We start from the raw sequence: 24,666 nt of genomic DNA, 5'->3' as shown, positions 1-24,666 counted from the left end.
CTCCACGAGACCAACGTACGGTCGGATGAACGCCACTCCCGGTGACGGACACGCCGGGACCCCGCACTGTCACCCACTGTGCCTATCGGAGGGCCTGTCGGCAGGCCGCTCCGGACGGAGCGGGACGGACCCGGACGGTCCCGGCCGCCCCGCGGCGCTCTATAGACTGGGGAGCCGTCCCCGTCGTCCCGTCACGCCTCCGGGCTGCCTCCTCCACCAGGATCTCGCCACATGTCGCTCTCCATCGGAATCGTCGGCCTGCCGAACGTCGGCAAGTCCACGCTCTTCAACGCCCTGACCAAGAACGACGTGCTGGCAGCCAACTACCCGTTCGCGACGATCGAGCCCAACGTCGGCGTCGTCGGCGTCCCGGACCCGCGGCTGGCCGTGCTCGCCGGGATCTTCAACTCGCAGCGGATCCTCCCGGCGACGGTGGACTTCGTGGACATCGCCGGCATCGTCCGCGGCGCCAGCGTCGGCGAGGGCCTGGGCAACAAGTTCCTCGCGAACATCCGCGAGTCCGACGCGATCTGCCAGGTCATCCGGGCCTTCGTGGACCCGGACGTGGTCCACGTGGACGGCAAGGTCTCGCCCAAGGACGACATCGAGACCATCAACACCGAGCTGATCCTGGCCGACCTCCAGTCGATCGAGAAGGTCGTCCCGCGGCTGCAGAAGGAGTCCCGGCTCAAGAAGGAGTCGGCGGTGCTGCTGGCCGCCGCCGAGGCCGCCCAGAAGATCCTGGAGGAGGGCCGCACCCTCTTCGAGGCCGGCTTCGACCGCGACTCGGTCCGCGAGCTGCACCTGCTCACCGTCAAGCCCTTCCTCTACGTCTTCAACGTGGACGAGGACGAGCTGACCGACGAGGAGTTCAAGGAGGCCCAGCGCGCACTGGTCGCCCCGGCCGAGGCCATCTTCCTCAACGCCAAGATCGAGTCCGAGCTGATCGGCATGGAGGAGGACGAGGCCCTGGAACTGCTCCAGTCCATGGGCCAGGAGGAGGCCGGCATGGCCACCCTCGGCCGCGTCGGCTTCGAGACCCTCGGCCTGCAGACCTACCTCACCGCCGGGCCCAAGGAGGTCCGCGCCTGGACCATCAAGAAGGGCGCCACCGCCCCCGAGGCCGCCGGCGTGATCCACACCGACTTCCAGAAGGGCTTCATCAAGGCCGAGATCGTCTCCTTCGACGACCTGGTCGACTGCGGCTCCATCCCCGAAGCCCGCGCCAAGGGCAAGGCCCGCATCGAGGGCAAGGAATACATCATGCAGGACGGCGACGTGGTCGAGTTCCGCTTCAACGTCTGAACCAGCCTGGATCTGTCTACGGCCCGGGCGCCCGTTGTGGAGCTCCGGGCCGTATGCGTGGGTGACTTGCGTGATACCACGGTGATACCATGGCTGCATGGCGATGACACTGCGACTTCCCGAAGCCGATGACAAGCTGCTGACTGAGCGGGCTCAGGCCGAGGGCCGCAGCAAGCAGGAGCTGGCCACGGAGGCGATCCACATCTACGTGACCCGGCGAACCGAGCTGTTCGGCGACATCCTGGACCAGATCATGTCGGAGGACGCCGAACTGCTGGAGCGTCTGGCGTGATCTACCTGGAGTTGCCGGAGCTGCTGCTGATCGTGGAGCGCGTCACCGGCTCCCGTCACACCGTGCGCGACTTCGGCCTCCTGCAGTCCGCGTTGTACCGTCCCCGAACCGACGTATTCGGCGTCGAGGCGTATCCCACGCTCATGGAGAAGGCTGCCGCACTGCTGCACTCCTTGGCCCGCAATCACGCTCTCGTGGACGGCAACAAGCGCACGGCTTGGATCGCCATGCGGGCCGTGCTGCGGCTGAACGGTGTCAGCCTGGCCGCGCCGGTGGACGATGCCGAAGTGTTCGTCAATGCCGTGGCCACGGGCGAGATCGAGGTCCCCGAGATCGTCAAGCAGCTACAGCTCTGGGTCGCCTGACTCACGACCGGCGCCGGCCCTCCGTCGACGGTGCTGGGTGGGATGTTCCATCGACGCCCGACGACGTCCGCTCGCTGTAGTGGTACGTTATTTGGTACCACTTGATGGAAGGGGTCAGGTCATGTCCATAACTGCGAGCGAAGCCCGCAAAGAGCTCTTTCCGCTGATCAAGAAGGTCAACGACGATCACGAGGCCATCGAGATCGTCTCCAAGCACGGCAACGCCGTGCTCATCTCCGCGGAGGACTACGCTTCTTTGCGTGAGGGCTCCTACCTGCTGCGCTCGCCGGCGAACGCACGCCGACTGCTCAAGGCCTACGAGAACGCTTTGGCCGACATCAACGTGTCGGAGCGGGAGTTGATCGACCCTGGCGCTCCCGATGAGGGCGCAGGTGTCGGGTGAGGCTTGTCTTCGAGGACCAGGGCTGGGAGGACTACACGTCCTGGCTCAAGAATGACCGCAAGATGCTTGCTCGGATCAACAAGCTCGTCAATGACATCAAGCGCGACCCCTTCTCCGGGGTCGGCAAGCCTGAGCCGTTGAAGTACCACTTGCCCGGGGCGTGGTCGCGGCGAATCGATGACGAGCACCGTCTCGTCTACCTGGTCACGGACAAGGAGATCGTCATCCTCGCAGCTCGTTACCACTATTGATCGCTCTGTCGGCAAGGAGTCCCGTGAGCGCCCCGGCCGGGAGACCGGTGCGCTTCGGCTGGGGCTGTCCGTTGTCGGCTCCGCCGCGACACCGCCGCTTGCGTCGGGCCGCCATCTGCTCACGGATCCCGACGGTCGGACCGTCGATGTCCAGGCGGGCTGACGTCAGGGCTGATCGCTGGTCCGGGCCAGGTAGAGGTGGGTCTCCACCTCCAGTTCGAACGATCCTCCCCGGTCGTCGACGGTCCGGGCGATATCGGCGAAGAGCGGCACCCGCCAGCTCTCCGGGAGCATCCGGTAGGCGGAGATCGATGCCAGGAGGTCGAGGTAGCGGTCCCGGGTGAACGTATGACGGGCCGGGTAGCGGCGGGTCTCGGCGTCGCGGTAGCGGGTGTCGGCCAGCAGGTCCGTCAGCGGCCAGGCGGGGGCGGGATCCGCCACCGCCGGTTCGGGATCGCCGAGCGTGTTCGGGGCCAGCTCCGCGGCGTCGTGGCGGGAGTGGGCCGCGGTGAGAGCGGACCGAAGGGCCGTGTCGTCCACGCTGAACCGGTTCCAGAACAGGGCGATCGTCCCTCCGGGGCGGAGGGCGTCGAACGCGAGGGTCCACCGGGACGCCGGATCGACCCAGTGCCAGGCCTGGGCGGAGAACAGCAGTCCGAACCGCTCGGCCGGGGGCTGCCACTGCTCGAAGCCGGTCACCACCACGGCAGTGCCCGGATACGGCGCGCAGGCCCTGGTCAGGACGGCGGCCATCCGTGCGTCGGGCTCGAGGCAGGTCAGGGCGAGGCCCCGGCCGGCGAAGGCGACGCTGGCCTTGCCGGTCCCCGCGCCGACCTCGAGGACGGGCGCGTCGCCGGCTCGGGCATGGGCGAGGACGTCGTCGACGAGGTCGCTCGGGTAACCCGGCCGGGCCGCTTCATAGGCGTCCGCCGCCTCGCCGAACACCGCTCGCCGCTCACGTATCCCGGTCATCGCCACCCCCAAGCTCGCCACTGCGGCCACCCTATCGGCCAGTGGATCACCCGGTCACGGCTGTTGCCGCGCAATTGCTTCGACGCCCAGAGCGTTGCGGTTCATCTGCGGGCCTCCGCGGCACTGGCGCGGACCGCGGTCTACGGTGAGGATGCACGGAGCCTGCTGGGCGAGGCCGAGCGGCACTGGCGCTCCGGCGCCGGGCCCGTCCCCGGGCGTCCCTGACCATCCGTAGGAGGTTTCCCGATGTCCGCAGCGCGCTTCAAGGACCTGGTGCTGGACGCCGTCGACCACCAGGAGCTGGCCGATTGGTGGTGTACCGCCCTCGGGTACCGGCGCCGCCCCGAGGACGAGGGGGAGGTGCGGGATCCGGCCTGGGCGGTGCCGATCGAGGATCCGGCCGGTGCCGGGCCGCTGATCTGGATCAACCCGGTCCCTGAGGCGAAGGTGCTCAAGAACCGGATGCACCTGGACGTCTGGGGCGGCGTCGACGAACTGGTCGCCCTGGGCGCCACGGTGGTCCGTCCGCTTGAGGACGACATCGACTGGCACGTTCTCGCCGACCCCGAGGGCAATGAGTTCTGCGTCTTCGCGCCCCGGGCTGACCCCGCGAGGGCCTCGTAGGGTGGGCTTCCGTGACCCCGTACGCGCTGCCCACCAGGCCCCTCCGGATCGCTGCCGCCCAGGCCGAGGCGGTGCCGGGTGACGTCGAGGCCAATGTCGCCACCGCCGCCGCGATGGTGCGGGAGGCGGCGGGGCTGGGCGCTCGGGTGGTCGTCTTCGCGGAGAAGTTCCTCAGCGGGTACGAGATCGAGCTGATCCGCTCCGATCCTCGCCGGCACGCGGTCCAGGCCGGCGGCGACCGGCGGCTCGCGCCGCTGCGGGAGGCGTGCCGGGAGAGCGGGACGGTGGCCGTGGTGGGTGCGGCGGTGCACGACGACGGCGTGCTGCGGGTCTCCGCGCTGGTCATCGGCCCGGACGGTCGGGACGTCGTGCGCTACGACAAGCAGCTGCTGTTCAAGCACGAGCGCGAGGTGTACCGGCCGGGAGCAGCGGGGTGCACCCTGGTGCTCGACGGGGGTTGGCGGCTCGGGCTGGGGATCTGCTACGACTCGGGCTTCCCAGAGCACGCGCGTGCCGCCGCGCTTGACGGGTGCCACGCGTACCTGGTCGGCGCGCTGTTCAGCGTGGGCAACGGCTACCACGAGTCGCGGATCTGGTTCCCCGCGCGGGCGTTCGACAACACCATGTACGCGGTGCTGGCCAACCACATCGGGGTGACCGGTGGTTGGGACGCCTGCGGCTCAAGTGCGGTCTGGGGCCCCGACGGACGGGTCGTGGCCGAGGCCGGTCCGGACGGACGCCAGCAGCTTGTCTGCGCCGAGCTCGACCCGGAGCGGTTGGCGTCCCTCCGCGAATCCGAGCCCATGCTGCGCGACCTGCGCGACCTCAGCAGCGTGTCCGGCCGGCACGGCACCGGCGGCCCGCAGGGCCCGGGGGACGGATCGGGGCTGCGCCAGCGCATCCGGGGCGGGTGGCCGCCCCGATCCCGTCATCGGATGGAAACGCCGCATGTACGGCGGGCTTTACACGGGTTACCTAACGTGTCGGCGACGAGTCCAGCGCCGTACTCGGGGCTTTCTGCACCGCGCACCACGACCCCTCCTTCCAGTCCCAGGAGCCGTGATGACCGACACCGCAGCAACGACCACGGAGCAGCCGGAGGCCCCCAAGGCCCACCGCTCCTACGCCAAGTCCGCCGCCGACGAGTCCCTCGAGGACTACTCACTCCGCTACGCGCCGCACTCGTTCCGCCGCTGGTCCCCGTTCGCGGTCGCCACCACCGCCCTCGGCGGCATCGCCTACCTCGCGGACTACGCGATCGGGGCCGGAATCGTGATGTCCTACGGCTTCACCAACGCGCTGGCCGCGATCCTGGCCGCCGCCGTGGTCATCTTCCTGACGGGCATTCCGATCGCCCGGGCCTGTGCGGCCAACGGCGTCGACATGGACCTGCTGACCCGGGGTTCCGGCTTCGGCTACTTCGGCAGCACCCTGACCTCGCTCGTCTACGCCAGCTTCACCTTCATCTTCTTCGCGCTCGAGGGCTCGATCATGGCGCAGGCCTTCCACCAGGTGCTGCACATCCCCACCCCGATCGGCTATCTCCTCACCACGCTGATCGTGATCCCGATCGTGTTCAAGGGGATGGCCTGGATCGCCAAGATGCAGGCGTGGACCCAGCCGCTGTGGATCCTCGGCCTGGTCGTCCCGTTCATCATCCTGGCGGTGCACAGCCCGCACACCTTCTCCGCGTTCACGCACTTCGGCGGGACCCACGGGGTGGGTTCGGGCTTCACGGTCATGGGCTTCGGCCTCGGCACCGGGATCGCGCTGAGCCTGATCGCGCAGATCGGCGAGCAGGCCGACTACCTGCGCTTCATGCCGCAGAAGACGGCGGCGAACGCCCGCCGCTGGAACTTCGCGGTGCTCGCGGCGGGCCCCGGCTGGGTGGTCATCGGCGCGGCCAAGCAGCTCGGCGGCGCGCTGCTGGCCTTCAGCGCGCTGGGCGTGGTCGGCAATACCAAGGCGCTGGAGCCGATCGCCCCGTACGTGGAGTCGCTGCGGCCGTGGTTCGGCGCGGCGGCGCTGCCCCTCGCCGGGCTGTTCGTCATCGTCTCCCAGGTGAAGATCAACTCGACCAACGCCTACTCGGGCTCGCTGTCCTGGTCGAACTTCTTCTCCCGGTTGACGCACCGTCACCCGGGCCGGGTCTGGTACATCTTCCTCAACTGCGGCATCTCGCTGCTGCTGATGGAGCTCAACATGTTCAGCGCGCTGAACTCGCTGCTGGGCTTCTACTCCAATGTCGCCATCGCCTGGATCGGCGCGGTCACCGCGGACCTGGTCATCAACAAGCCGCTCGGCCTCAGCCCCAAGTACATCGAGTTCAAGCGGGCCTACCTGTACGGGGTGAACCCGGTCGGCTTCGGCGCGATGTGCGTCGCGGCCGGTGTGTCCATCTTCGCCTTCTACGGCTTCTTCGGTGACTACGCCAAGGCGTTCTCGCCGTTCATCGCGCTGGCCCTGGCGATGCTCTGCAGCCCGCTGATCGCCTGGGCCACCAAGGGCCGCTACTACGTGGCCCGACCCAACCCGGACGCGCTGGCCGCCGCCGACAGCGTCGAGCCCGGCGCGGAGATCACCACCCACACCTGTGTGGTCTGCGACGGCGCGTACGAGACGCCGGACACGGCCGACTGCCCGTTCCACAGCGGCACCATCTGCTCGCTGTGCTGCAGCTTGGACGCCGACTGCCACGACGCCTGCACCAAGGGCGGCGCGGCGGAGGAGGGCCCGGTCCTGCTGGGCATGCCCTCGGTCCAGCCGTGAGCCACCGCCGCGGCACCTGAGCTATCCGCACCCGCCGCACCAGCCTCACCCACCACCCCCACCGCACCACCCCCCTGAGCGCCGGACCCGCCTTCATCCCCCACGGAGGCGGGCCCGGCCGTTTCCGGCTGCCTCCGCTACCTGCGCAGCACCTACGCTCGTCCCATGGATCAGCACACCGCCCTCCCCGCTTCCAGGACCGTCGCTCCCCGGATCGTCGTCGGCGGCGCCCTGATCGCCGGCGGCCGGGTCCTCGCCGCCCGGCGCAGCGCGCCCGCCGAGACGGCCGGTCGCTGGGAGTTCCCGGGCGGGAAGGCCGAGGCGGGCGAGACGCCGCCGGAGGCGCTGGTCCGGGAGCTCCGGGAGGAGCTGGGGGTGGAGGCGCGGGCGCTGGCGCGGATCCCCGGCGCGTGGCCGGTGCGGGCGGATCTGGAGCTGCAGATCTGGACGGCCGAGCTGCTGTCGGGCACCCCGGCGCCGCTGCAGGACCACTCCGAGCTGCGCTGGCTCTCCGCCGCCGAGCTGGACCGCGTCGACTGGCTGGACCAGGACCGGTTCGCCCTCCCCGCCGTCGCCCGGCTGCTCGCCGCCGCCGAGGCAGCGCTCGACCCCGCAGCGCCCGACCCAGCAGCGCCCGGCCCCGCGCCCGACCCCGCCGCAACTTGACCCATACGGCGGGGTAGAGCGAAGTTTGAACGGGTATGTCAGTATTCGGCTGCCCCCCGAGCGGCGGCCGGCGCCGCGATTTTCGGACGGGACGTACGTGAGGGAGCCACGCCGCAGGCCCAGCACCGCCGCCGCTCGCGCACGTCTGCGCAGGCGCTCGGTCGCCACCAGGCCGCCCCAGGAGCAGCCGCCGGGCGCGGCGGCGCCCGCACCCGCGCCCCCGCTGACCCCGACCGAGTTCCGGTCCCGCCGCCCGGTGCCGTTCCCGACCTCCCCGCAGCTGGGCCTGTTCCAGCCGCAGACCTCCGACGAGAAGCGGCTCCGGGCCGACCCGCAGGACAACCCCCGGCCCAACGCCCAGGACGGTCCCCAGGAAGGCTCCCGGGGCCGCGGCAGCGGCGGCGTGCTGGAGGACGTCCGGGTCGCCATCGTCATGATCGACGCGGCCGGCACCGTCGTGCTGTGGAGCCCCGCCGCCGAGGAACTGCTCGGCTGGCCGAGCGAGGCGCTGGTGGGGCGGGATCTGGACGTGCTGGTCGGCGGCGACGCCGAGCTGCTGCGCCGCGGCCACGAGGTGATCGCCGCGGCGGTGGCCCAGGGCGGCTGGCGCGGTCCGGTGGTGCTGTGCAACCGGGACGGCGCCAAGGTCGTGCTGGACGCCCGGGTGTCGCTGCTGCAGAACCGCGCCTCCTCCTCGTACCTGCTGGTCCGGCTCGCCGACGCGAGGAGGCTGAACGCGGTCGAGCACGACCTCGCGGTGCAGGACGCGCTGTTCGAGCAGTCCCCGCTGGGCATCGCGGTGCTGGACGACCGGCTCCGCTACGTCCGGGTCAATGAGACGCTGGCCCGGATGAACGGCCTGCCGGTCGCCGACCACCTCGGGCGGACCACCGGCGAGACCCTGCCCGAGGGCGCGGCCGACGAGGTGACCGCGATCCAGCGGCAGGTCCTGGCCACCGGCGAACCGGTGGTGGACCTGACCGTGGCCGGGCCCAACCCGCGCCGGGCCGGATACCGTTCGATCTCCTACTCCCGGCTGCACGACCGGGCCGGGCGGGTGCTCGGCGTCACCGGCATGATCATGGACGTCACCGACCGCTACCGAGCGGTCGCCAAGGTCGAGCACGCCCGCCGCCGGCTCGCCCTGCTCAATGAGCTGGGCACCCGGATCGGCGACCTGCTGGACGCGGTCCGGATCGCCGAGGAGCTGGCCGCGGCCCTGGTCCCGGCGCTGGCCGACTACTCCGGGGTGGTGCTGCTGCAGGCCGTCGCCGACGGGGACGACCTGCCCCGGCACGCCCACACCCGGCTCACCCGGCTGGTGATGACCGGCACCGCCGCCGTCGAGCCCAGCGACACCGCGGACGTGATGATGACCAAGGGGGCGAGCATCGACATGGCCGAGGGCTCACTGTTCGCCCGGGTGCTGCGCAGCGGCCTGGCCGAGCAGCTGGAGTCCCCGGCCCTGCTGGAGGAGACCACCAGCCAGGACGACCCCCGGGTCAGGGCCGCCTACGAGCTGGGCGTGCACTCGATGCTGGTGGTGCCGCTGCGGGCGCGCGGCATCGTGCTCGGGCTGATGGTGCTGAGCCGGGCCGGGCGGCGCGAGGGCTTCGACCGGGACGAGCTGGCCTTCGCCGGGGAGCTGGCCGACCGGGCCGGGTCCTCGCTGGACAACGCCCGGCTCTACGCCCGGGAGCGGGCCGCCGCGCTGATGCTGCAGCGCAGCCTGCTGCCGCAGACCGTGCCGCAGCCGCCGGGGGTGGAGATCGGCTACCGCTATGTCCCCGGCAGCAGCGGGACCGAGGTCGGCGGGGACTGGTTCGACGTGATCCCGCTGCCGGACGACCGGGTGGCGCTGGTGGTCGGCGACGTGATGGGCCACGGCCTGCGGGCGGCGGCGACGATGGGACGGCTGCGTACCGCCGTCCGCACCCTGGCGATGCTGGGGCTGCCGCCGGACGTGCTGCTGCAGCACGTGCACGACCTGGCCGACGACCTGGCCCAGGGGCCGGACGAGGCGCTCATCGCCACCTGCGTCTACGCGGTCTACGATCCGGCGACCCGGCAGCTGGTGCTGGCCAAGGCGGGGCACACCCCGCCGCTGCTGATCGTCCCGGGGGAGCCGGCCCAGGTGCTCGACCTGCCCTCGGGCACCCCGCTCGGGGTGGGCGGGGTGCCGTTCGCCTCGGTGCAGCTGACCGCGCCGGAGGGCAGCCTGCTGGTCCTCTACACCGACGGCCTGGTCGAGTCGCGCACCGAGGACATCGATGTGGGGACCCGGCGGCTGTGCGCGGTCCTTGAACAGGAGTTTGATTCGGTCGAGGAGGCCTGCGACCGGGTGGTCGGCACCCTGGAACGGGGCCAGGAGCCGGACGACGTCGCCCTGCTGGTGGCCCGGCTCGGCAGCTCGCGTGCTGAGGCCGGCCGGGAGACCCTCTCCTGGACCCTGACCGCGGTGCCCACCGCCGCCTCCAGGGCCCGCCGGCTGGTCCGCTCGGTGCTGGTCGAATGGAGCCTGGTGGCGCTGCTGGACACGGCGGAGCTGCTGGTCAGCGAGCTGGTCACCAATGCCGTCCGCTACTCGGAGGCGCCGATCGGACTGCGGCTCAGCCGGACCGGGCGGACCCTGCTGGTCGAGGTCTCCGACCCGCTGCCCGACCCCCCGCTGGAGCGGGTCTCGGCCGGCACCGACGAGGGCGGCCGGGGCCTGCAGCTGGTCCATCAACTCGCGGACAGCTGGGGCACTCGGGCCGAAGGAGCAGGAAAGGTGGTCTGGTTCGAACAGGCGCTACCCGCAGCCCCTCCCGTTCCGGTTGACTGAGGCGTAGGGTTCCGGTCCCGTGGCTGTCTCGTCGCACTCAGGCAGGTGCCACGTGTTCTTCCCCGCGATGAGCGTACTTAGACGGTTATGGCAATTCCTTACCTCGTTTTGATGTTGTGTACCCCTGGGACGTGTGCTGCCGCACCGAGATGATGAATACTCGGACCAGCGACATCCAGGTGCCGATGGCTGGAGGAGTCGGGCAGTTGAGCGAGATGCCGACACGCAGGGCGTCTCTGGGCAGCGGGACGGGCCCAGAGCCCGCCAAGCATGGCCGGGAACAGCGGGAGCACACGCGGGGCGGCGTCCCGCACCCCGCAGGCGAGGGCCGATCGGATGCCATGGACCATGAGACCGCCGCGGTGGAGGCCCCCGACGTCGACATCGAGAACTGGGGGCACGGCGAACCGGGCTCGATCTACGACTACATACGCGTCGCTGCCTTCTCCATCGGCGCCGACGGCCTGATCAGCCAGTGGAGCGACCGCGCCGCCGAGTTCTTCGGCATCCCCGCCGAGGAGGCGGTCGGCCACGACCCGGTCACCAGCTTCGCCCCGCGCGAGCTGTGGCGGCGCGGCCGGGAGCGGATGGCCGAGATCCTGGCCGGGCAGGAGTGGGTGGGCACCGCCCCCTATCGCGACAGCGACGGCCAGGAGAGCGTCGCCGAGCTCTACCTGATGCCGGCCAGGGGCGAGGACGGCCGCAACGGCGTCGTCTGCATGGCCGTGGACCTGCGCAAGCTGCGTCGGATCGAGACGGATCTGGCCGCTTCCGAGGCGGTTTTCGGTCAGGCTCCGACCGGGTTTGTGCTGTTCGACCAGGACTTCACCGTCCAGCGGGTGAACGAGAGCTTCGCCGAGGGTCTGGGGATGACCCCGGGCACCCTCCAGGGCGTCACCGTGCACGACCTGCTGCCGCGGCCCGAGGCGGACCGGCTGCACCAGGCGCTGCTCTCGGTGATGGAGTCCGGCGACCCGGTGGTCGACCTGCGCTTCAACGGCACCGTGCCGACCAAGCCGGGCCGCCGACGATGGTCCATCTCGCTCTACCGGCTGCTCAGCGCCAGCAACCGGCCGATGGGCGTGGCAGGACAGGTGGTCGACGTCACCGGCCGCCAGCGGGCCGAGCGGGAGGCCGCCAGCGCCCGCCGCAGCCTGGCCCTGCTGAACGAGGCCGGGGCGCACATCGGCTCCACCCTGGACCTGGAGACCACCGCCCGCGAACTGCTGGACGTCACCGTCCCCGGCTTCTGCGACGTGGCCTCGGTCGACCTCTACCAGGGCGTGCTGGCCGCCGACACCGACCCGGGCCTCGGCCTGCAGGTGGGCCGGGCGGACGGGGCCGGCGAGCTGCGCCGGGTGGCCTCGGCCAGCACCGTGTCGCACACCTCGGTGCTCAACCCCGGGGTCGGCCACCAGGGCCCGCGCGCGGAGATCGGCGGCAACTTCTGCTACCCGCCGCGCTCGCTGTACGCCAAGGCGCTGCGCACCGGCCGCAGCATCACCCTGACCAGCCCCGGCAATCCGGACCCCGACCCGCTGATCGCCAGCACGGTGATCGTCCCGATGGTCGCCCGCGACACCGTCCTCGGCCTGGTCCAGCTCTCCCGGGCCAAGGGCAGCGAGCCCTTCGACTCCAGGGACGTGGCCATCGCCACCGAACTGGTCGCCAGGGCCGCGGTCTGCATCGACAACGCCAGGCTCTACCGCCGGGAGCACGAGCGGGCGCTGATCCTGCAGCGCAGCCTGCTGCCCCCGGGCAGCCCGGCCGCGTCCGGTCTCGAGATCGCCTGCCGCTACCGTCCCGGTAGCAGCGGCACCGAGGTCGGCGGCGACTGGTTCGACATCATCCAACTTCCGGGCAACCGCACCGCGCTGGTGATCGGCGACGTGATGGGCCGCGGCCTGCGCGCGGCCGTCGCCATGGGCCAGCTGCGGACCGCCGTCCGCACCCTGGCCATGCTCGACCTGGACCCGGCCGAGGTGCTCACCGCGCTGGACGAGATCGCCCGCGGCCTCGGCGACGGGGACGACGACCCGGACGACTCCGACCGGGTCGAGCTCTACCTCGCCACCTGCGTCTACGCCGTCTACGACGCGGTCACCCAGCGATGTACCTTCGCCAACGCGGGCCACCTCCCGCCGGTGCTGGTCATCCCGGGCGAGGAGGCGCTGATGCTGGACGTCCCGCCGGGGCTGCCGCTGGGCGTCGGCGGCGAGCCGTTCGAGGAGGTGACCGTCGACATCCCGGACGGCGCCCTGCTCGGCCTCTACACCGACGGCCTGGTCGAGTCCCGCAAGCACCAGCTGGAGGAGGGGCTCTCGGCCCTGCGGGAGACCCTGTCCGGGCCGCCGCGCGAGCTGGAGGACCTCTGCGACCACCTGCTCACCGCGCTCGACCCGCACCACGGCGAGGACGACATCGCGCTGCTGATGGCCAGGGTGCACGCGCTGCCGGCCGACGCGGTCGGCGACTGGACCCTGCCGTCCGAGCCCACCTCGGTGGCCCGGGCCCGTGAACTCGCCTGCGGCTGGCTGCTGGCCCGGGGGCTCGACGACCTGATAGACACCAGCGAACTGCTGGTCAGCGAGCTGGCCACGAACGCCCTGCGGCACGGCCGGGGCAATATCCGGCTGCGGCTGCTGCGGGACACCAAGCTGGTCTGCGAGGTCTGGGACAACGGCTACGCCCAGCCGCGGCAGCGGCGCGCCCGCGACACCGACGAGGGCGGCCGGGGCCTGCAGCTGGTCAGCATGCTCGCCGACCGCTGGGGCTCCCGCCGGACTCCGTCCGGCAAGACGGTGTGGTTCGAGCTCAGCCTGCCCCGGACGTAAGGTGCGGCACCTGCCTGGTTCCCGTTCGCGCAGTTCCCCGCGCCCCTGAGGTTTTGCAGCTGGCCCAGTTGCAGCCCCCCAGGGGCGCGGGGAACTGCGCGAACAGCAACCGACACCGTCGTACAGCTCCCCGCAGACCTTCCCTACTTGCGACGCGAGATCTTGGCGCCCAGCCACACCAGCGGATCGTACTTCCGGTCAACCGCCCGTTCCTTCAACGGAATCAGCGCATTGTCCGTGATCTTGATGTGCTCCGGGCACACCTCGGTGCAGCACTTGGTGATGTTGCACATCCCCAGCCCGTGCTCCTCCTGCGCCGTCCGCTTCCGGTCCAGACCGGCATCCTCCGCCGCGTCCAGCGGGTGCATGTCCAGCTCCGCCACCCGCATCAGGAACCGCGGGCCGGAGAAGGAGGGCTTGTTCTCCTCGTGGTCGCGGACCACGTGGCAGGTGTTCTGGCACAGGAAGCACTCGATGCACTTCCGGAACTCCTGCGAGCGGTTCACGTCCGCCTGCTGCATCCGGTACTCGCCGGGCTTCAGGCCGGCCGGCGGGATGAAGCTCGGCACCTCCCGCGCCTTGGTGTAGTTGAAGGACACGTCCGTCACCAGGTCCCGCAGCACCGGGAAGGTGCGCATCGGGGTGATGGTGACCGGCTCGTCCGGCGGCAGGGTGGACATCCGGGTCATGCACAGCAGCCGGGGCCGCCCGTTCACCTCGGCGCTGCAGGAGCCGCACTTGCCGGCCTTGCAGTTCCAGCGGACCGCCAGGTCCGGCGCCTGGGTGGCCTGGAGCCGGTGCACGATGTCCAGCACCACCTCGCCCTCGTTGACCTCGACCTCGTAGGGTTCGAGCGCGCCGCCCGAGGAGTCGCCGCGCCACACGCGGAAGTTGGCCAGATAGCTCACTGCTCGGCTCCGTCCGGGACCTCGGCGTCGGTGGGGGTGGTGCGCTGCTCGGGGACGTCCGCCGAGGGCAGCTCGTCGTCGGTCAGGTACTTCTTCAGCTCGCCGGTCTCGAACAGGTCGAGCAGATCGGCCCTGATCGGCGGGTTCGCCTTGTGCTGCAGGTGGATCTGGCCCTCGGTCGAGGGCTTGTCGGCGATCGAGCAGATCAGGTTGACCTTCCGCCAGCTGCTGTCCATCGCCGGGTGGTCCTCGCGGGTGTGGCCGCCGCGGCTCTCGGTGCGCTCCAGGGCCGCGCGGGCCACGCACTCCGAGACCAGCAGCATGTTGCGCAGGTCCAGGGCCAGGTGCCAGCCCGGGTTGAACTGCCGGTGGCCCTCCACCACGGCCCGCTCGGCCCGCTCCCGCAGTCCGGCCAGCCGCTGCAGCGCCTCGGCCATCTCGCCCTCCCGGCGGATGATGCCGACCAGGTCGTTCATGGTCTGCTGCAGCTCCTGGTGCAGGGTGTAGGGGTTCTCCACCGGGCCATCGCCGTCCACCCCCTCGAACGGCGCCAGGGCCTCGGCCGCGGCGGCGTCGATCTGCTCCTGGTCCAGGGTCGGACGCTCGGCCAGGGCCGCCGCGTACAGGGCCGCGTGCAGCCCGGCCCGGCGGCCGAAGACCAGCAGGTCGGAGAGCGAGTTGCCGCCCAGCCGGTTGGAGCCGTGCATCCCGCCGGCCACCTCGCCGGCCGCGTAGAGGCCCGGCACCGAGGCGGCGGCGGTGTCGGGGTCGACCTCGACCCCGCCCATCACGTAGTGGCAGGTCGGGCCGACCTCCATCGGCTCGGCGGTGATGTCGACGTCCGCCAGCTCCTTGAACTGGTGGTGCATCGACGGCAGCCGGCGCCGGATCTCCTCGGCCGGGAGCCGGGTGGAGACGTCCAGGTAGACGCCGCCGTGCGGGGTGCCGCGGCCGGCCTTGACCTCGGAGTTGATGGCGCGGGCCACCTCGTCCCTGGGCAGCAGCTCGGGGGGCCGCCGGTTGTTGGCCTGGTCGGCGTACCAGCGGTCGCCCTCGGCCTCGGTGTCGGCGTACTGGGCCCGGAACACGTCGGGGATGTAGTCGAACATGAAGCGCTTGCCGTCGCTGTTGCGCAGCACCCCGCCGTCGCCGCGGACCGACTCGGTGACCAGGATGCCCTTCACCGAGGGCGGCCAGACCATGCCGGTCGGGTGGAACTGGACGAACTCCATGTTCAGCAGGTTCGCCCCGGCCAGCAGCGCCAGCGCGTGCCCGTCGCCGGTGTACTCCCAGGAGTTGGAGGTCACCTTGAAGGACTTGCCGATGCCGCCGGTGGCCAGGATCACCGAGGGTGCCTCGATGGTGAAGAACCGCCCGGACTCGCGCTGGTAGCCGAAGACCCCGCTGACCCGGTCCTCGGCCTTGAGCACCCTGGTGACGGTGTACTCCTGGAAGACCTTGATCCGGGCCTCGTAGTCGTCGTACTCCTTGAAGTCCTCCTGCTGCAGGCTGACCACCTTCTGCTGCAGGGTGCGGATCAGCTCCAGGCCGGTCCGGTCGCCGACGTGCGCCAGCCGCGGGTACTCGTGCCCGCCGAAGTTGCGCTGGGAGATCCGGCCGTCCTTGGTGCGGTCGAACAGCGCGCCCCAGGTCTCCAGCTCCCAGACCCGGTCCGGGGCCTCCTGGGCGTGCAGTTCGGCCATCCGCCAGTGGTTCAGGAACTTGCCGCCGCGCATGGTGTCGCGGAAGTGCGTCTGCCAGTTGTCGTCGGAGTTGACGTTGCCCATGCTGGCGGCGATGCCGCCCTCGGCCATCACCGTGTGGGCCTTGCCGAACAGCGACTTGCAGATGATCGCGGTGCGCATGCCCTGCTCGCGGGCCTCGATCGCGGCCCGCAGCCCCGCGCCTCCGGCACCCACCACGACCACGTCGTACGTGTGGCGCTCCACCTCAGTCATTCAGTTCAGTCCTTCTAGAAGAAGCGGGGGTCGGCGAAGACACCGCTGGCGACCAGGTACACATAGAAGTCGGCGACCCCGACGCTGATCAGCGAGGCCCAGGCCAGCTGCATGTGACGGGCGTTCAGCTTCCCGACGAAGCTCCACATCCGGTAGCGGACGGGATGCTTGGAGAAGTGCTTCAGCCGTCCGCCGACGATGTGCCGGCAGGAGTGGCAGGACAGGGTGTACGCCCAGATCAGCCCGATGTTGACCAGCAGCACCAGGGTGCCGAGCCCGGCGTGCCCCCAGGCGCCGGCCGGATTGCGGAAGCCCAGCACCGCGTCGTAGGTCAGGATCCCGGCGACCACGATGGCGAAGTAGAAGAAGTAGCGGTGGATGTTCTGCAGCACCAGCGGGAACCGGGTCTCGCCGCTGTACGAGGCATGCGGCTCGGCCACCGCGCAGGCCGGCGGGGAGGACCAGAACGCCCGGTAGTACGCCTTGCGGTAGTAGTAGCAGGTCATCCGGAAGCCCAGCGGGAAGATCAGCACGATCAGCGCCGGGGAGATCCGCCACCAGCTGCCGAACAGCGCCCAGTCCGCGCCGCCGGGCATGTCCGGGCAGTTGGCCGCGAGGCAGGGCGAGTAGAACGGCGAGACGTACGGGGCCGCGTAGGAGCTGTGCAGCCCCCAGAAGGCCCGCCAGGTGGAATACACGATGAACGCCAGCAGTCCCAGCGCGGTGGCGAGTTGGGGCACCCACCAGCGGTCGGTCCGCAGGTGGCGCGCGGAGATCGCGGCACGCCCGGGGGAGTGGATCCCCCGTCCCGGCGGTTCTGGACTGGACGGGGACTCCGGTGGCCGGATCTCGGTCGTCACGCTGCTCTCTTCCTCCTGCTGGTAGCTGCCCGCCCGCTCAGCGGTGGCGGCAGCCGATTCCTTCGTCGTCGGCGTCGCGCCACATCGCCGGGTCGTACGGGGTGTCGGGGACGTCGACCATGCCCTGCGGCCGTGGCGCCCAGGCGGAGGCCGGGGCCGGGTCCTGGGCGGCGCCGGCGGCTGCCGCGTCGCAGAGCAGGGCGAGGCTCTCCCGCAGGTGCACCAGGTCGGTACGGACCCGCCGTACGTCGAGCCCGCTGCCGAGTCCGGCCTGCGCCGCGCGCAGCGCGCGGTCCAGCTCGTCGAGGCAGCGCCCGGCCTCGACCAGGGGCGCGCTGTCCGGGGTAGGAGCAGTTGAGGGCATGCCGATGCCACCTCCGCACGTACGTACTGATCAACATTTCTGATGTGCCGTCAGGCAGTGGTGCGGAAGCGAGTGTGTCCCTGATCACAGCCCGCTGGGAAGGGCTTGCGCAGGATTGGCGGGATTTCCCGGGCCCGCGGTCCCCGCGCGCGCCCCGTCCGCCCGGCGACCGCTGCCCCGAACGGGTGATGCTGCGGACCCGCGCAGCCGTGTCGGAGGGCCCGGGTCCTGTCGGTGCACTTCAGTGGTGGGGCGTCATGCCCCAATAACCATGAGATGTGCCTGTATGCGCACGTGAAGGTATGAGGTCACTGTGTCCGGTCGCCCCCGCCCCTATGGCACGCTCGCCGTCGTCGCCTGTGCTGTCCTCGGAGTGACCCTGGCCGCCTGCTCCGGCGGCAGCCCCGGCGCCAAGGCGGCCGACCTGGCCCGGGCCGACCGCTCCGCGGTGGTCCAGGGCGGGACGCTGCACTGGGCCGTGGACGCGGTGCCGACCACCTTCAACACCTTCCAGGCCGACGCCACCGACGACACCTCGCTGATCGCCGGCGCGGTGCTGCCGACCCTGTTCACCCAGGACGAGCACGCCGTCCCCCGGCCCGACCCGGACTACCTCAGCGGGGTCGAGCAGACGTCGTCGAATCCGCAGACCGTGGTCTACCACCTCAACCCCAAGGCGGTCTGGAGCGACGGGAAGCCGCTCTCCGCCGCCGACTTCACCGCCCAGTGGCACGCGCTCAGCGGCCGGGACCAGGCCTTCTGGACCGCCCGCACGGCCGGGTACGACAGCATCGCCTCGATCGGCCAGGGGGCCACCCCCGCCGACGTCCGGGTGGTCTTCGCCAAGCCCTACGGGCCCTGGAAGGGCCTGTTCGCCCCGCTCTACCCGGCCGCCGCCACCAGCACCGCCGCGGCCTTCAACGACGGCTCCCGGACCCGGCTCGCCGCCGACGCGGGCCCGTTCACGCTGAAGTCCGCCGCCGCCGGAACGGTCACCGTGGTCCGCAACCCGCGCTGGTGGGGCGCCCCGGCCAAGCTGGACGCGATCGACTTCACCGCGGTCGCCCCGGACGCCAGGACCGCCGCGCTGCGGGCCGGCAAGCTGGACGTCGCCGACCTCAGCCGGGCCGTCGAGGACGGCGGCGCCGCAGCCGAGGCGCAGGCCAGGGCGGTTCCCGGGGTCGCCCTGCACACCGCCTCCGCCCCCGCCTACGTCCAGCTCACCCTGAACGGCGGCAGCGGCCCGCTGGCCGACCCGGACCTGCGCCGCGCCGTCGCCCAGGCGGTGGACCGGACCCAGATCGCCGACGCCGTGCTCAAGCCGCTGGGCCTGCCCGTGGTCACCCTCGGCAGCCATCTGGTGATGGCCGACCAGCAGGGCTACGAGGACGACAGCGCCGCGCTCGCCGCGGGCGCCGAGAACGCCACCCGGCACCTGGACGCGGCCGGCTGGCGCCTCGGCGGCGCCCTGGCCGCCGCCAAGGGCGACGCGGCCACCAGTACCGCCACCGCCCAGGGCGACGCGGTGGTCCCGTCCGGCGGGGCCACCGCCAGGGGCGGTGCGGCCGGCGGCAGCAGCGGCGGGGCGGTGCCGGTCGCGGCCCGTTCCAAGGGCGGCCGGGCGCTGGCGCTGACCCTGCTCACCCGTACCGGCTCGGCCCAGGACGCCCAGGTCGCCGACCTGGTCACGGCCCAGCTGGGCCGGGTCGGCATCCCGGTCCGGATCCGCGCGGTCTCCGGCGACTCCTTCTTCGCCGACCACGTCAGCGCGGGCGACTTCGACCTGGCGCTGTTCTCCTGGCCGGCCTCCCGGTTCCCGGTCGCGGACGAGGCCGCGCTGTTCGCCAAGCCCCAGGTCGGCCCGGACGGGGCGGTGGCGAACGGGCAGAACCTCTCCGGCACCGGCACCGACGAGGTGGACCGGCTGCTGGCCCAGGCCGCCGCGCAGCTCGACCCGGGGAAGGCGTCCAAGCTGGTCAGCGAGGCGGACACGCGGATCTGGCAGGAGGCCCCCTCGCTGCCGCTGTTCCAGCGCCCGGAGCTGGTCGCGGTCCGCTCCACCGTCGCAAACGCCGGGGCCTTCGGCTTCGGCGCCCCGCGTTTCCAGGACCTCGGCTTCACCCGGGGGTAGCCCCGACGGGCGGATACCGCCGGAATGTGACGCGCGTCGCACAGGTGCGGGGGGTTGCGCCACCGGCGCGGGCAGTGTCGGTGCGCGCGGCCCCGTACCATGGGGGTAAGCCGTGGCATGTGTGCCCGGCAGGTGGACCGGCGGCAGGTGGCGCGAACGACTCGGGAGGGTCGACGCTTCGGTGCGGCCCACGCCAGATGTTACCGACCACGCCCCACGACCCGGGAGATTCACCCCCGTATGCCCACGCGTAATGACATCCGAAACGTCGCCATCGTCGCCCACGTCGACCACGGCAAGACCACGCTGGTCGATGCCATGCTGAAGCAGGCGGGTGCCTTCGCCGCTCACCAGCACCTCGACGACCGAATGATGGACTCGAACGACCTGGAGCGCGAGAAGGGCATCACCATTCTCGCCAAGAACACCGCGGTCAAGTACCACCCCAAGGGTGGCGGCGACGTGGTGACCATCAACATCATCGACACCCCCGGCCACGCCGACTTCGGTGGTGAGGTCGAGCGCGGCCTGTCCATGGTCGACGCCGTCGTGCTGCTGGTGGACGCGTCCGAGGGCCCGCTGCCGCAGACCCGCTTCGTCCTGCGCAAGGCGCTGGACGCCGAGCTGCCGGTGATCCTCTGCATCAACAAGACGGACCGCCCGGACTCCCGGATCGACGAGGTCATCAACGAGACCTACGACCTGTTCCTGGACCTGGACGCGACCGAGGACCAGATCGAGTTCCCGATCGTCTACGCCTGCGCGCGTGACGGCGTGGCCTCGCTGAGCAAGCCGGAGAACGGCACCGTCCCGGCCGACAGCGACAGCCTGGAGCCGTTCTTCTCCACCATCCTGTCGGCCGTCCCGGCCCCGACGTACACCGAGGGCGCCCCGCTCCAGGCGCACGTCACCAACCTGGACGCCGACAACTTCCTCGGCCGCATCGCGCTCTGCCGGGTCGAGGAGGGCGAGATCCGCAAGGGCCAGCAGGTGGCCTGGATCCAGCGCGACGGCTCGATCAAGCAGGTCAAGATCACCGAGCTGCTGATGACCGAGGCGCTCACCCGCAAGCCCGCCGAGTGGGCCGGCCCCGGCGACATCTGCGCCATCGCCGGCATCCCGGAGATCATGATCGGCGAGACCCTGGCCGACCTGGAGAACCCGGTCGCGCTGCCGCTGATCACGGTGGATGAGCCGGCCATCTCGATGACCATCGGCACCAACACCTCGCCGATCGTCGGCAAGCACGGCAAGGGCCACAAGCTCACCGCCCGCATGGTCAAGGACCGGCTGGACCGCGAGCTGATCGGCAACGTCTCGCTCCGGGTGCTGCCGACCGAGCGTCCGGACGCCTGGGAGGTCCAGGGCCGCGGCGAGCTGGCGCTGGCCATCCTGGTCGAGACCATGCGCCGGGAGGGCTTCGAGCTGACCGTCGGCAAGCCGCAGGTGGTCACCAAGGAGATCAACGGCAAGCTGCACGAGCCGGTCGAGCGGATGACGATCGACGCCCCCGAGGAGTACCTGGGCGCGATCACCCAGCTCATGGCGGTCCGCAAGGGCCGGATGGAGACCATGACGAACCACGGCTCCGGCTGGGTCCGGATGGAGTTCGTGGTCCCGGCCCGCGGCCTGATCGGCTTCCGCACCCAGTTCCTCACCGACACCCGCGGCACCGGTATCGCGCACAGCATCTTCGAGGGCCACGAGCCGTGGTTCGGCGAGCTGCGGATGCGCAACAACGGCTCGCTGGTCGCCGACCGGGCCGGCGTGGTGACGCCGTTCGCGATGATGGGCCTGCAGGAGCGCGGCGTGATCTTCGTCGAGCCCACCACCGAGGTGTACGAGGGCATGATCATCGGAGAGAACTCCCGCTCCGACGACATGGACGTCAACATCACCAAGGAGAAGAAGCTCACCAACATGCGTGCGGCCTCCTCCGACACCACCGAGAACCTGGTGCCGCCGCGCAAGCTCTCGCTGGAGCAGTCGCTGGAGTTCTGCCGCGAGGACGAGTGCATCGAGGTCACCCCGGAGACCGTGCGCATCCGCAAGGTCATCCTGGACGCGCAGACCCGCGGTCGTAACCGCGGCCGCAACAAGTAGCGGGCAGCACCCGGACAGCGTCCGGACGCCGCTGGGCGGCACCCTTTCGGGGGTGCCGCCCAGCGGCTTTTTCATGCCCGCACCCGATCACCCTGCGTAGTGTGCGGTCGTTCGAGTGTCAGAGGCGGCTGTGGCGAATATCGGTGACACCATGTCTGATGGCGGAGTCCGCTGTCCGTTTGATGACCCCTTGCACCCACCTGGACACGCCCGGGTTGCGAGATATGAGTCACAGGCGTGTGATCAAAACGAAATGTGATTTGGTCATAAGCATTCTTGACAGTGACAGATAGTAGGAATCAGGCCGCTCGGGTCAGCACGTCGAGCGCACGGAACGACTGGACAGTACGTCTGAGGAGGCACGTCCATGCGTGGAGCCACGCACGCCAAGTTCGCCGTCGGAGCGATCGTCATCGCCCTCGCGGCCACTGCCTGCAGCAGCGGGAGCTCCAGCTCCGGCAGCTCCGGTGCCGCGAACGCCAGTGGTGTCGTGAACGCATGGTGGGGTGACCCGCAGAACCCGCTGATCCCGACCGACACCAACGAGGTGAACGGCGGGGCGGTGCTCAACATGATCTTCACGGGTCTGAAGTCCTACGACCCGAAGACCGCCAAGGCGGAGAACGCCAACGCCGAGTCGGTCACCAGCACCGACCAGCAGAACTTCACCATCAAGCTGAAGCCCGGCTGGAAGTTCAGCGACGGCACCCCGGTGACCGCCAGCTCCTACGTGGACGCCTGGAACTGGGGCACGTACCTCCCCAACGCCCAGAACAACACCGACCCGTTCTTCACGGCGATCAAGGGCTACACCGACGTCCACCCGGCCACCGGCGCGCCCACCGCGAAGACCATGTCCGGCCTCAAGGTCGTCGACGACAACACCTTCACGGTGGCGCTCACCCACAAGTTCTCGACCTGGCCCGACACCCTGGGCTACTCGGCGTTCTACCCGCTGCCCAAGTCCTTCTACACGGACAAGGCCAAGTGGGAGGCCAAGCCGGTCGGCAACGGCCCGTACGTGATCAGCTCGTGGACCCGGAGCCAGCAGATGCAGCTGCGCCCCAACCCCACCTACTCGGGCGACCAGAAGCCCAAGAACGGCGGGATCAACCTCAAGGTCTACACCGACGCCAACGCCGCCTACGCGGACCTGCAGTCGGGCAACCTGGACGTGGACAACGGCCTGCCGAACGCCGCGCTGAAGACCGTCCAGACCGACCTGAACGGCCGTTACATCAACGAGCCGGCCGGCATCAACCAGACCATCTCCTTCCCGATGTACCAGCCGGCCTGGAACACCGCGAACGCGAAGCTGGTCCGCCAGGGCCTGTCGATGGCCATCGACCGGGCGACGATCACCAAGCAGATCTTCAACAACACCCGCACCCCGGCCACCGACTGGACCTCCCCGGTGCTCGGCGACGCGGGCGGCTACAAGGAGGGGCTGTGCGGTGACGCCTGCACGTACAACCCCACCAAGGCCAAGCAGCTGGTCACCCAGGGCGGCGGCATCCCCGGCGGCCAGCTGACCATCAGCTACAACGCCGACGGCCCCCACAAGGAGTGGGTGGACGCGGTCTGCAACAGCATCAACAACACCCTGGGCAACAACAAGTCCTGCGTCGGCAAGCCGGTCGGCACCTTCGCGGACTTCCGCAACCAGGTGACCAAGAAGCAGGAGACCGGCGCGTTCCGCACCGGCTGGCAGATGGACTACCCGCTGATCCAGGACTTCCTGCAGCCGCTGTACTACACCAACGCCGCCTCCAACGACTCGCACTGGAGCAACAAGACCTTCGACTCGCTGGTCGACCAGGCCAACGCCGAGGGTGACACCACCAAGGCCATCGCCGACTTCCGGTCCGCGGAGCAGCAGCTGGTCGCCGACATGCCGGTGATCCCGCTCTGGTACCAGAACGGCACGGCCGGCTGGTCCGCCAAGGTCAGCAACGTGACGCTGGACCCGTTCAGCGTCCCGGTCTACACCGACATCACCGTCAACAAGTAGTCGTCCCAAGCGCTGGCTGCTGCTCGACGACGCCGGGCGGCAGCCGGGAGCCCGTGAGGTTCCCGGCTGCCGCCCGGCCGACTCCCTGGAGGTTCCATGGGGCGCTACGTCATCAGACGACTGCTCCAGATGATCCCGGTCTTCATCGGGACCACATTCATCATCTTCACGATGGTGCACGCCCTCGGCGACCCCGTGAACGCCCTGTTCGGGGACAAGGCCCCGGACCCGGCGGTCGCGGCCCAGCTCCGGCAGTCGCTGGGGCTCAACGACCCGCTGTGGGTGCAGTACCTGCACTACATGAAGGGGATCTTCACCGGGGACCTCGGCAAGACCTTCAGCGGACAGCAGGTCACCAGCCTGCTGGCGTCGGCGTATCCGACCACCCTCAAGCTCACCGCGGTCGCCTTCACCGTCGAGGTCGTGCTCGGCATCGGCCTCGGCCTGATCAGCGGCCTGCGCCGGGGCAAGTCCGTGGACACCCTGGTGATGGTGTTCACCCTGCTGGTCATCTCGATCCCGGTCTTCGTGATCGGTTACGTGCTGCAGTACCTGCTCGGCGTGAAGTGGGGGATCGTCAACGCCACGGCGGGCTACGGCGCGCCGATCGGCGACCTGATCCTGCCCGGCTTCGTGCTGGCCTCGGTGTCGCTGGCGTACGTCGCCCGGCTGACCCGGACCACCGTCGCCGAGAACAGCAAGGCCGACTACGTGCGCACCGCCACCGCCAAGGGGCTGCCGCGGCGCCGGGTGATCACCCACCACCTGCTGCGCAACTCGCTGATCCCGGTGGTCACCTTCTTGGGCACCGACCTCGGCGCCCTGATGGGCGGCGCGCTGGTGACCGAGCGCATCTTCAACATCCAGGGCGTCGGCTACTGGCTCTACCAGGGCATCGTCCGTCAGAACACCCCGACGGTGGTGGGCTTCGTGACCATCCTGGTGGTCGTCTACCTCCTGGCCAACCTGCTCGTCGACCTGCTCTACGCGGTCCTGGACCCGAGGATCCGTTATGCCTGACCAGCA

19 protein-coding genes and 1 pseudogene are annotated in these 24,666 nt (G+C 70.5%); 15 read left to right on the top strand and 5 right to left on the bottom strand.

Features of this window, described 5'->3' with window-relative positions:
• Positions 1-231: 231 nt before the first annotated feature.
• The 5 genes from ychF (at position 232) to ACEZDG_RS26340 (ending at position 2,616) form a co-directional block, all read left to right on the top strand.
• On the top strand, positions 232-1,305 hold the full coding sequence (gene ychF, locus ACEZDG_RS26360; protein ID WP_380513821.1) for a redox-regulated ATPase YchF: 1,074 nt from the start codon (positions 232-234) through the stop codon (positions 1,303-1,305).
• A gap of 97 nt (positions 1,306-1,402) precedes the next feature.
• Positions 1,403-1,597 carry a hypothetical protein gene (locus tag ACEZDG_RS26355; protein ID WP_380513819.1) on the top strand — a complete coding sequence of 65 codons (195 nt, stop codon included), beginning with the start codon at positions 1,403-1,405 and terminating at the stop codon, positions 1,595-1,597.
• On the top strand, positions 1,594-1,962 hold the full coding sequence (locus ACEZDG_RS26350; RefSeq protein WP_380513817.1) for a type II toxin-antitoxin system death-on-curing family toxin: 369 nt from the start codon (positions 1,594-1,596) through the stop codon (positions 1,960-1,962). Before ACEZDG_RS26355 ends, ACEZDG_RS26350 begins: the two co-directional genes overlap by 4 nt.
• A 121-nt stretch (positions 1,963-2,083) precedes the next feature.
• Positions 2,084-2,365 (top strand): type II toxin-antitoxin system Phd/YefM family antitoxin, encoded by a 282-nt coding sequence (locus tag ACEZDG_RS26345; protein ID WP_380513815.1) that lies wholly within the window; start codon positions 2,084-2,086, stop codon positions 2,363-2,365.
• On the top strand, positions 2,362-2,616 hold the full coding sequence (locus tag ACEZDG_RS26340; RefSeq protein ID WP_380513813.1) for a Txe/YoeB family addiction module toxin: 255 nt from the start codon (positions 2,362-2,364) through the stop codon (positions 2,614-2,616). The genes ACEZDG_RS26345 and ACEZDG_RS26340 overlap by 4 nt, the downstream gene beginning before the upstream one ends.
• A gap of 165 nt (positions 2,617-2,781) precedes the next feature.
• On the opposite strand, the gene ACEZDG_RS26335 is transcribed toward ACEZDG_RS26340, so the two are convergent.
• Positions 2,782-3,609 carry a class I SAM-dependent methyltransferase gene (locus tag ACEZDG_RS26335; RefSeq protein ID WP_380513812.1) on the bottom strand — a complete coding sequence of 276 codons (828 nt, stop codon included), beginning with the start codon at positions 3,607-3,609 and terminating at the stop codon, positions 2,782-2,784.
• A 225-nt stretch (positions 3,610-3,834) separates the two neighbouring features.
• On the opposite strand from ACEZDG_RS26335, the gene ACEZDG_RS26330 reads away from it, so the two are divergent.
• The 6 genes and pseudogenes from ACEZDG_RS26330 to ACEZDG_RS26305 all read left to right on the top strand — a co-directional run bounded on the left by ACEZDG_RS26330 (position 3,835) and on the right by ACEZDG_RS26305 (position 13,305).
• Entirely contained in the window at positions 3,835-4,212 is a 378-nt protein-coding gene (locus ACEZDG_RS26330; protein WP_380513810.1) for a VOC family protein, read from the top strand.
• Positions 4,213-4,223: 11 nt separating this feature from the next.
• Positions 4,224-4,991: pseudogene (locus ACEZDG_RS26325) on the top strand (carbon-nitrogen hydrolase family protein); the annotation flags it as partial.
• A 283-nt stretch (positions 4,992-5,274) separates the two neighbouring features.
• Positions 5,275-6,981: a purine-cytosine permease family protein gene (locus ACEZDG_RS26320; RefSeq protein ID WP_380513808.1), complete on the top strand. Its 1,707-nt coding sequence runs from the start codon at positions 5,275-5,277 to the stop codon at positions 6,979-6,981.
• A 165-nt stretch (positions 6,982-7,146) separates the two neighbouring features.
• Positions 7,147-7,647: a (deoxy)nucleoside triphosphate pyrophosphohydrolase gene (locus tag ACEZDG_RS26315; protein ID WP_380513806.1), complete on the top strand. Its 501-nt coding sequence runs from the start codon at positions 7,147-7,149 to the stop codon at positions 7,645-7,647.
• Positions 7,648-7,744: 97 nt separating this feature from the next.
• A complete protein-coding gene (locus ACEZDG_RS26310; protein ID WP_380513804.1) occupies positions 7,745-10,471 on the top strand; it encodes a SpoIIE family protein phosphatase in 2,727 nt (908 codons plus the stop codon).
• A gap of 341 nt (positions 10,472-10,812) precedes the next feature.
• Positions 10,813-13,305, top strand: a complete 2,493-nt coding sequence (locus tag ACEZDG_RS26305) for a SpoIIE family protein phosphatase (RefSeq protein ID WP_380513802.1) — start codon at positions 10,813-10,815, stop codon at positions 13,303-13,305.
• 143 nt (positions 13,306-13,448) lie between these two features.
• On the opposite strand, the gene ACEZDG_RS26300 is transcribed toward ACEZDG_RS26305, so the two are convergent.
• Genes ACEZDG_RS26300 through ACEZDG_RS26285 form a run of 4 tightly spaced genes read right to left on the bottom strand, consistent with a single transcriptional unit; the run spans position 13,449 to position 17,395 of the window.
• A complete protein-coding gene (locus ACEZDG_RS26300; protein WP_380513800.1) occupies positions 13,449-14,213 on the bottom strand; it encodes a succinate dehydrogenase/fumarate reductase iron-sulfur subunit in 765 nt (254 codons plus the stop codon).
• Entirely contained in the window at positions 14,210-16,171 is a 1,962-nt protein-coding gene (locus tag ACEZDG_RS26295; protein ID WP_380513798.1) for a fumarate reductase/succinate dehydrogenase flavoprotein subunit, read from the bottom strand. Before ACEZDG_RS26295 ends, ACEZDG_RS26300 begins: the two co-directional genes overlap by 4 nt.
• Before the next feature lie 14 nt (positions 16,172-16,185).
• Entirely contained in the window at positions 16,186-17,019 is an 834-nt protein-coding gene (locus ACEZDG_RS26290; RefSeq protein ID WP_380514102.1) for a hypothetical protein, read from the bottom strand.
• 49 nt (positions 17,020-17,068) lie between these two features.
• Complete coding sequence (locus ACEZDG_RS26285) at positions 17,069-17,395, bottom strand: hypothetical protein (protein WP_380513796.1); 327 nt, start codon at positions 17,393-17,395, stop codon at positions 17,069-17,071.
• A gap of 313 nt (positions 17,396-17,708) precedes the next feature.
• On the opposite strand from ACEZDG_RS26285, the gene ACEZDG_RS26280 reads away from it, so the two are divergent.
• The 4 genes from ACEZDG_RS26280 (at position 17,709) to ACEZDG_RS26265 (ending at position 24,660) form a co-directional block, all read left to right on the top strand.
• On the top strand, positions 17,709-19,526 hold the full coding sequence (locus tag ACEZDG_RS26280; protein ID WP_380513794.1) for an ABC transporter family substrate-binding protein: 1,818 nt from the start codon (positions 17,709-17,711) through the stop codon (positions 19,524-19,526).
• Between the two features lie 240 nt (positions 19,527-19,766).
• On the top strand, positions 19,767-21,629 hold the full coding sequence (gene typA, locus ACEZDG_RS26275) for a translational GTPase TypA (RefSeq protein WP_380513792.1): 1,863 nt from the start codon (positions 19,767-19,769) through the stop codon (positions 21,627-21,629).
• A gap of 367 nt (positions 21,630-21,996) precedes the next feature.
• On the top strand, positions 21,997-23,640 hold the full coding sequence (locus ACEZDG_RS26270; RefSeq protein WP_380513790.1) for a peptide ABC transporter substrate-binding protein: 1,644 nt from the start codon (positions 21,997-21,999) through the stop codon (positions 23,638-23,640).
• A gap of 96 nt (positions 23,641-23,736) precedes the next feature.
• Positions 23,737-24,660: an ABC transporter permease gene (locus tag ACEZDG_RS26265; RefSeq protein WP_380513788.1), complete on the top strand. Its 924-nt coding sequence runs from the start codon at positions 23,737-23,739 to the stop codon at positions 24,658-24,660.
• The last annotated feature ends 6 nt before the right edge of the window (positions 24,661-24,666 follow it).

It is taken from the genome of Streptacidiphilus alkalitolerans (genome assembly GCF_042511045.1).
Classification (GTDB): Bacteria; Actinomycetota; Actinomycetes; order Streptomycetales; family Streptomycetaceae; genus Streptacidiphilus; species Streptacidiphilus alkalitolerans.
This window is presented reverse-complemented; position numbering and strand designations above follow the sequence as displayed.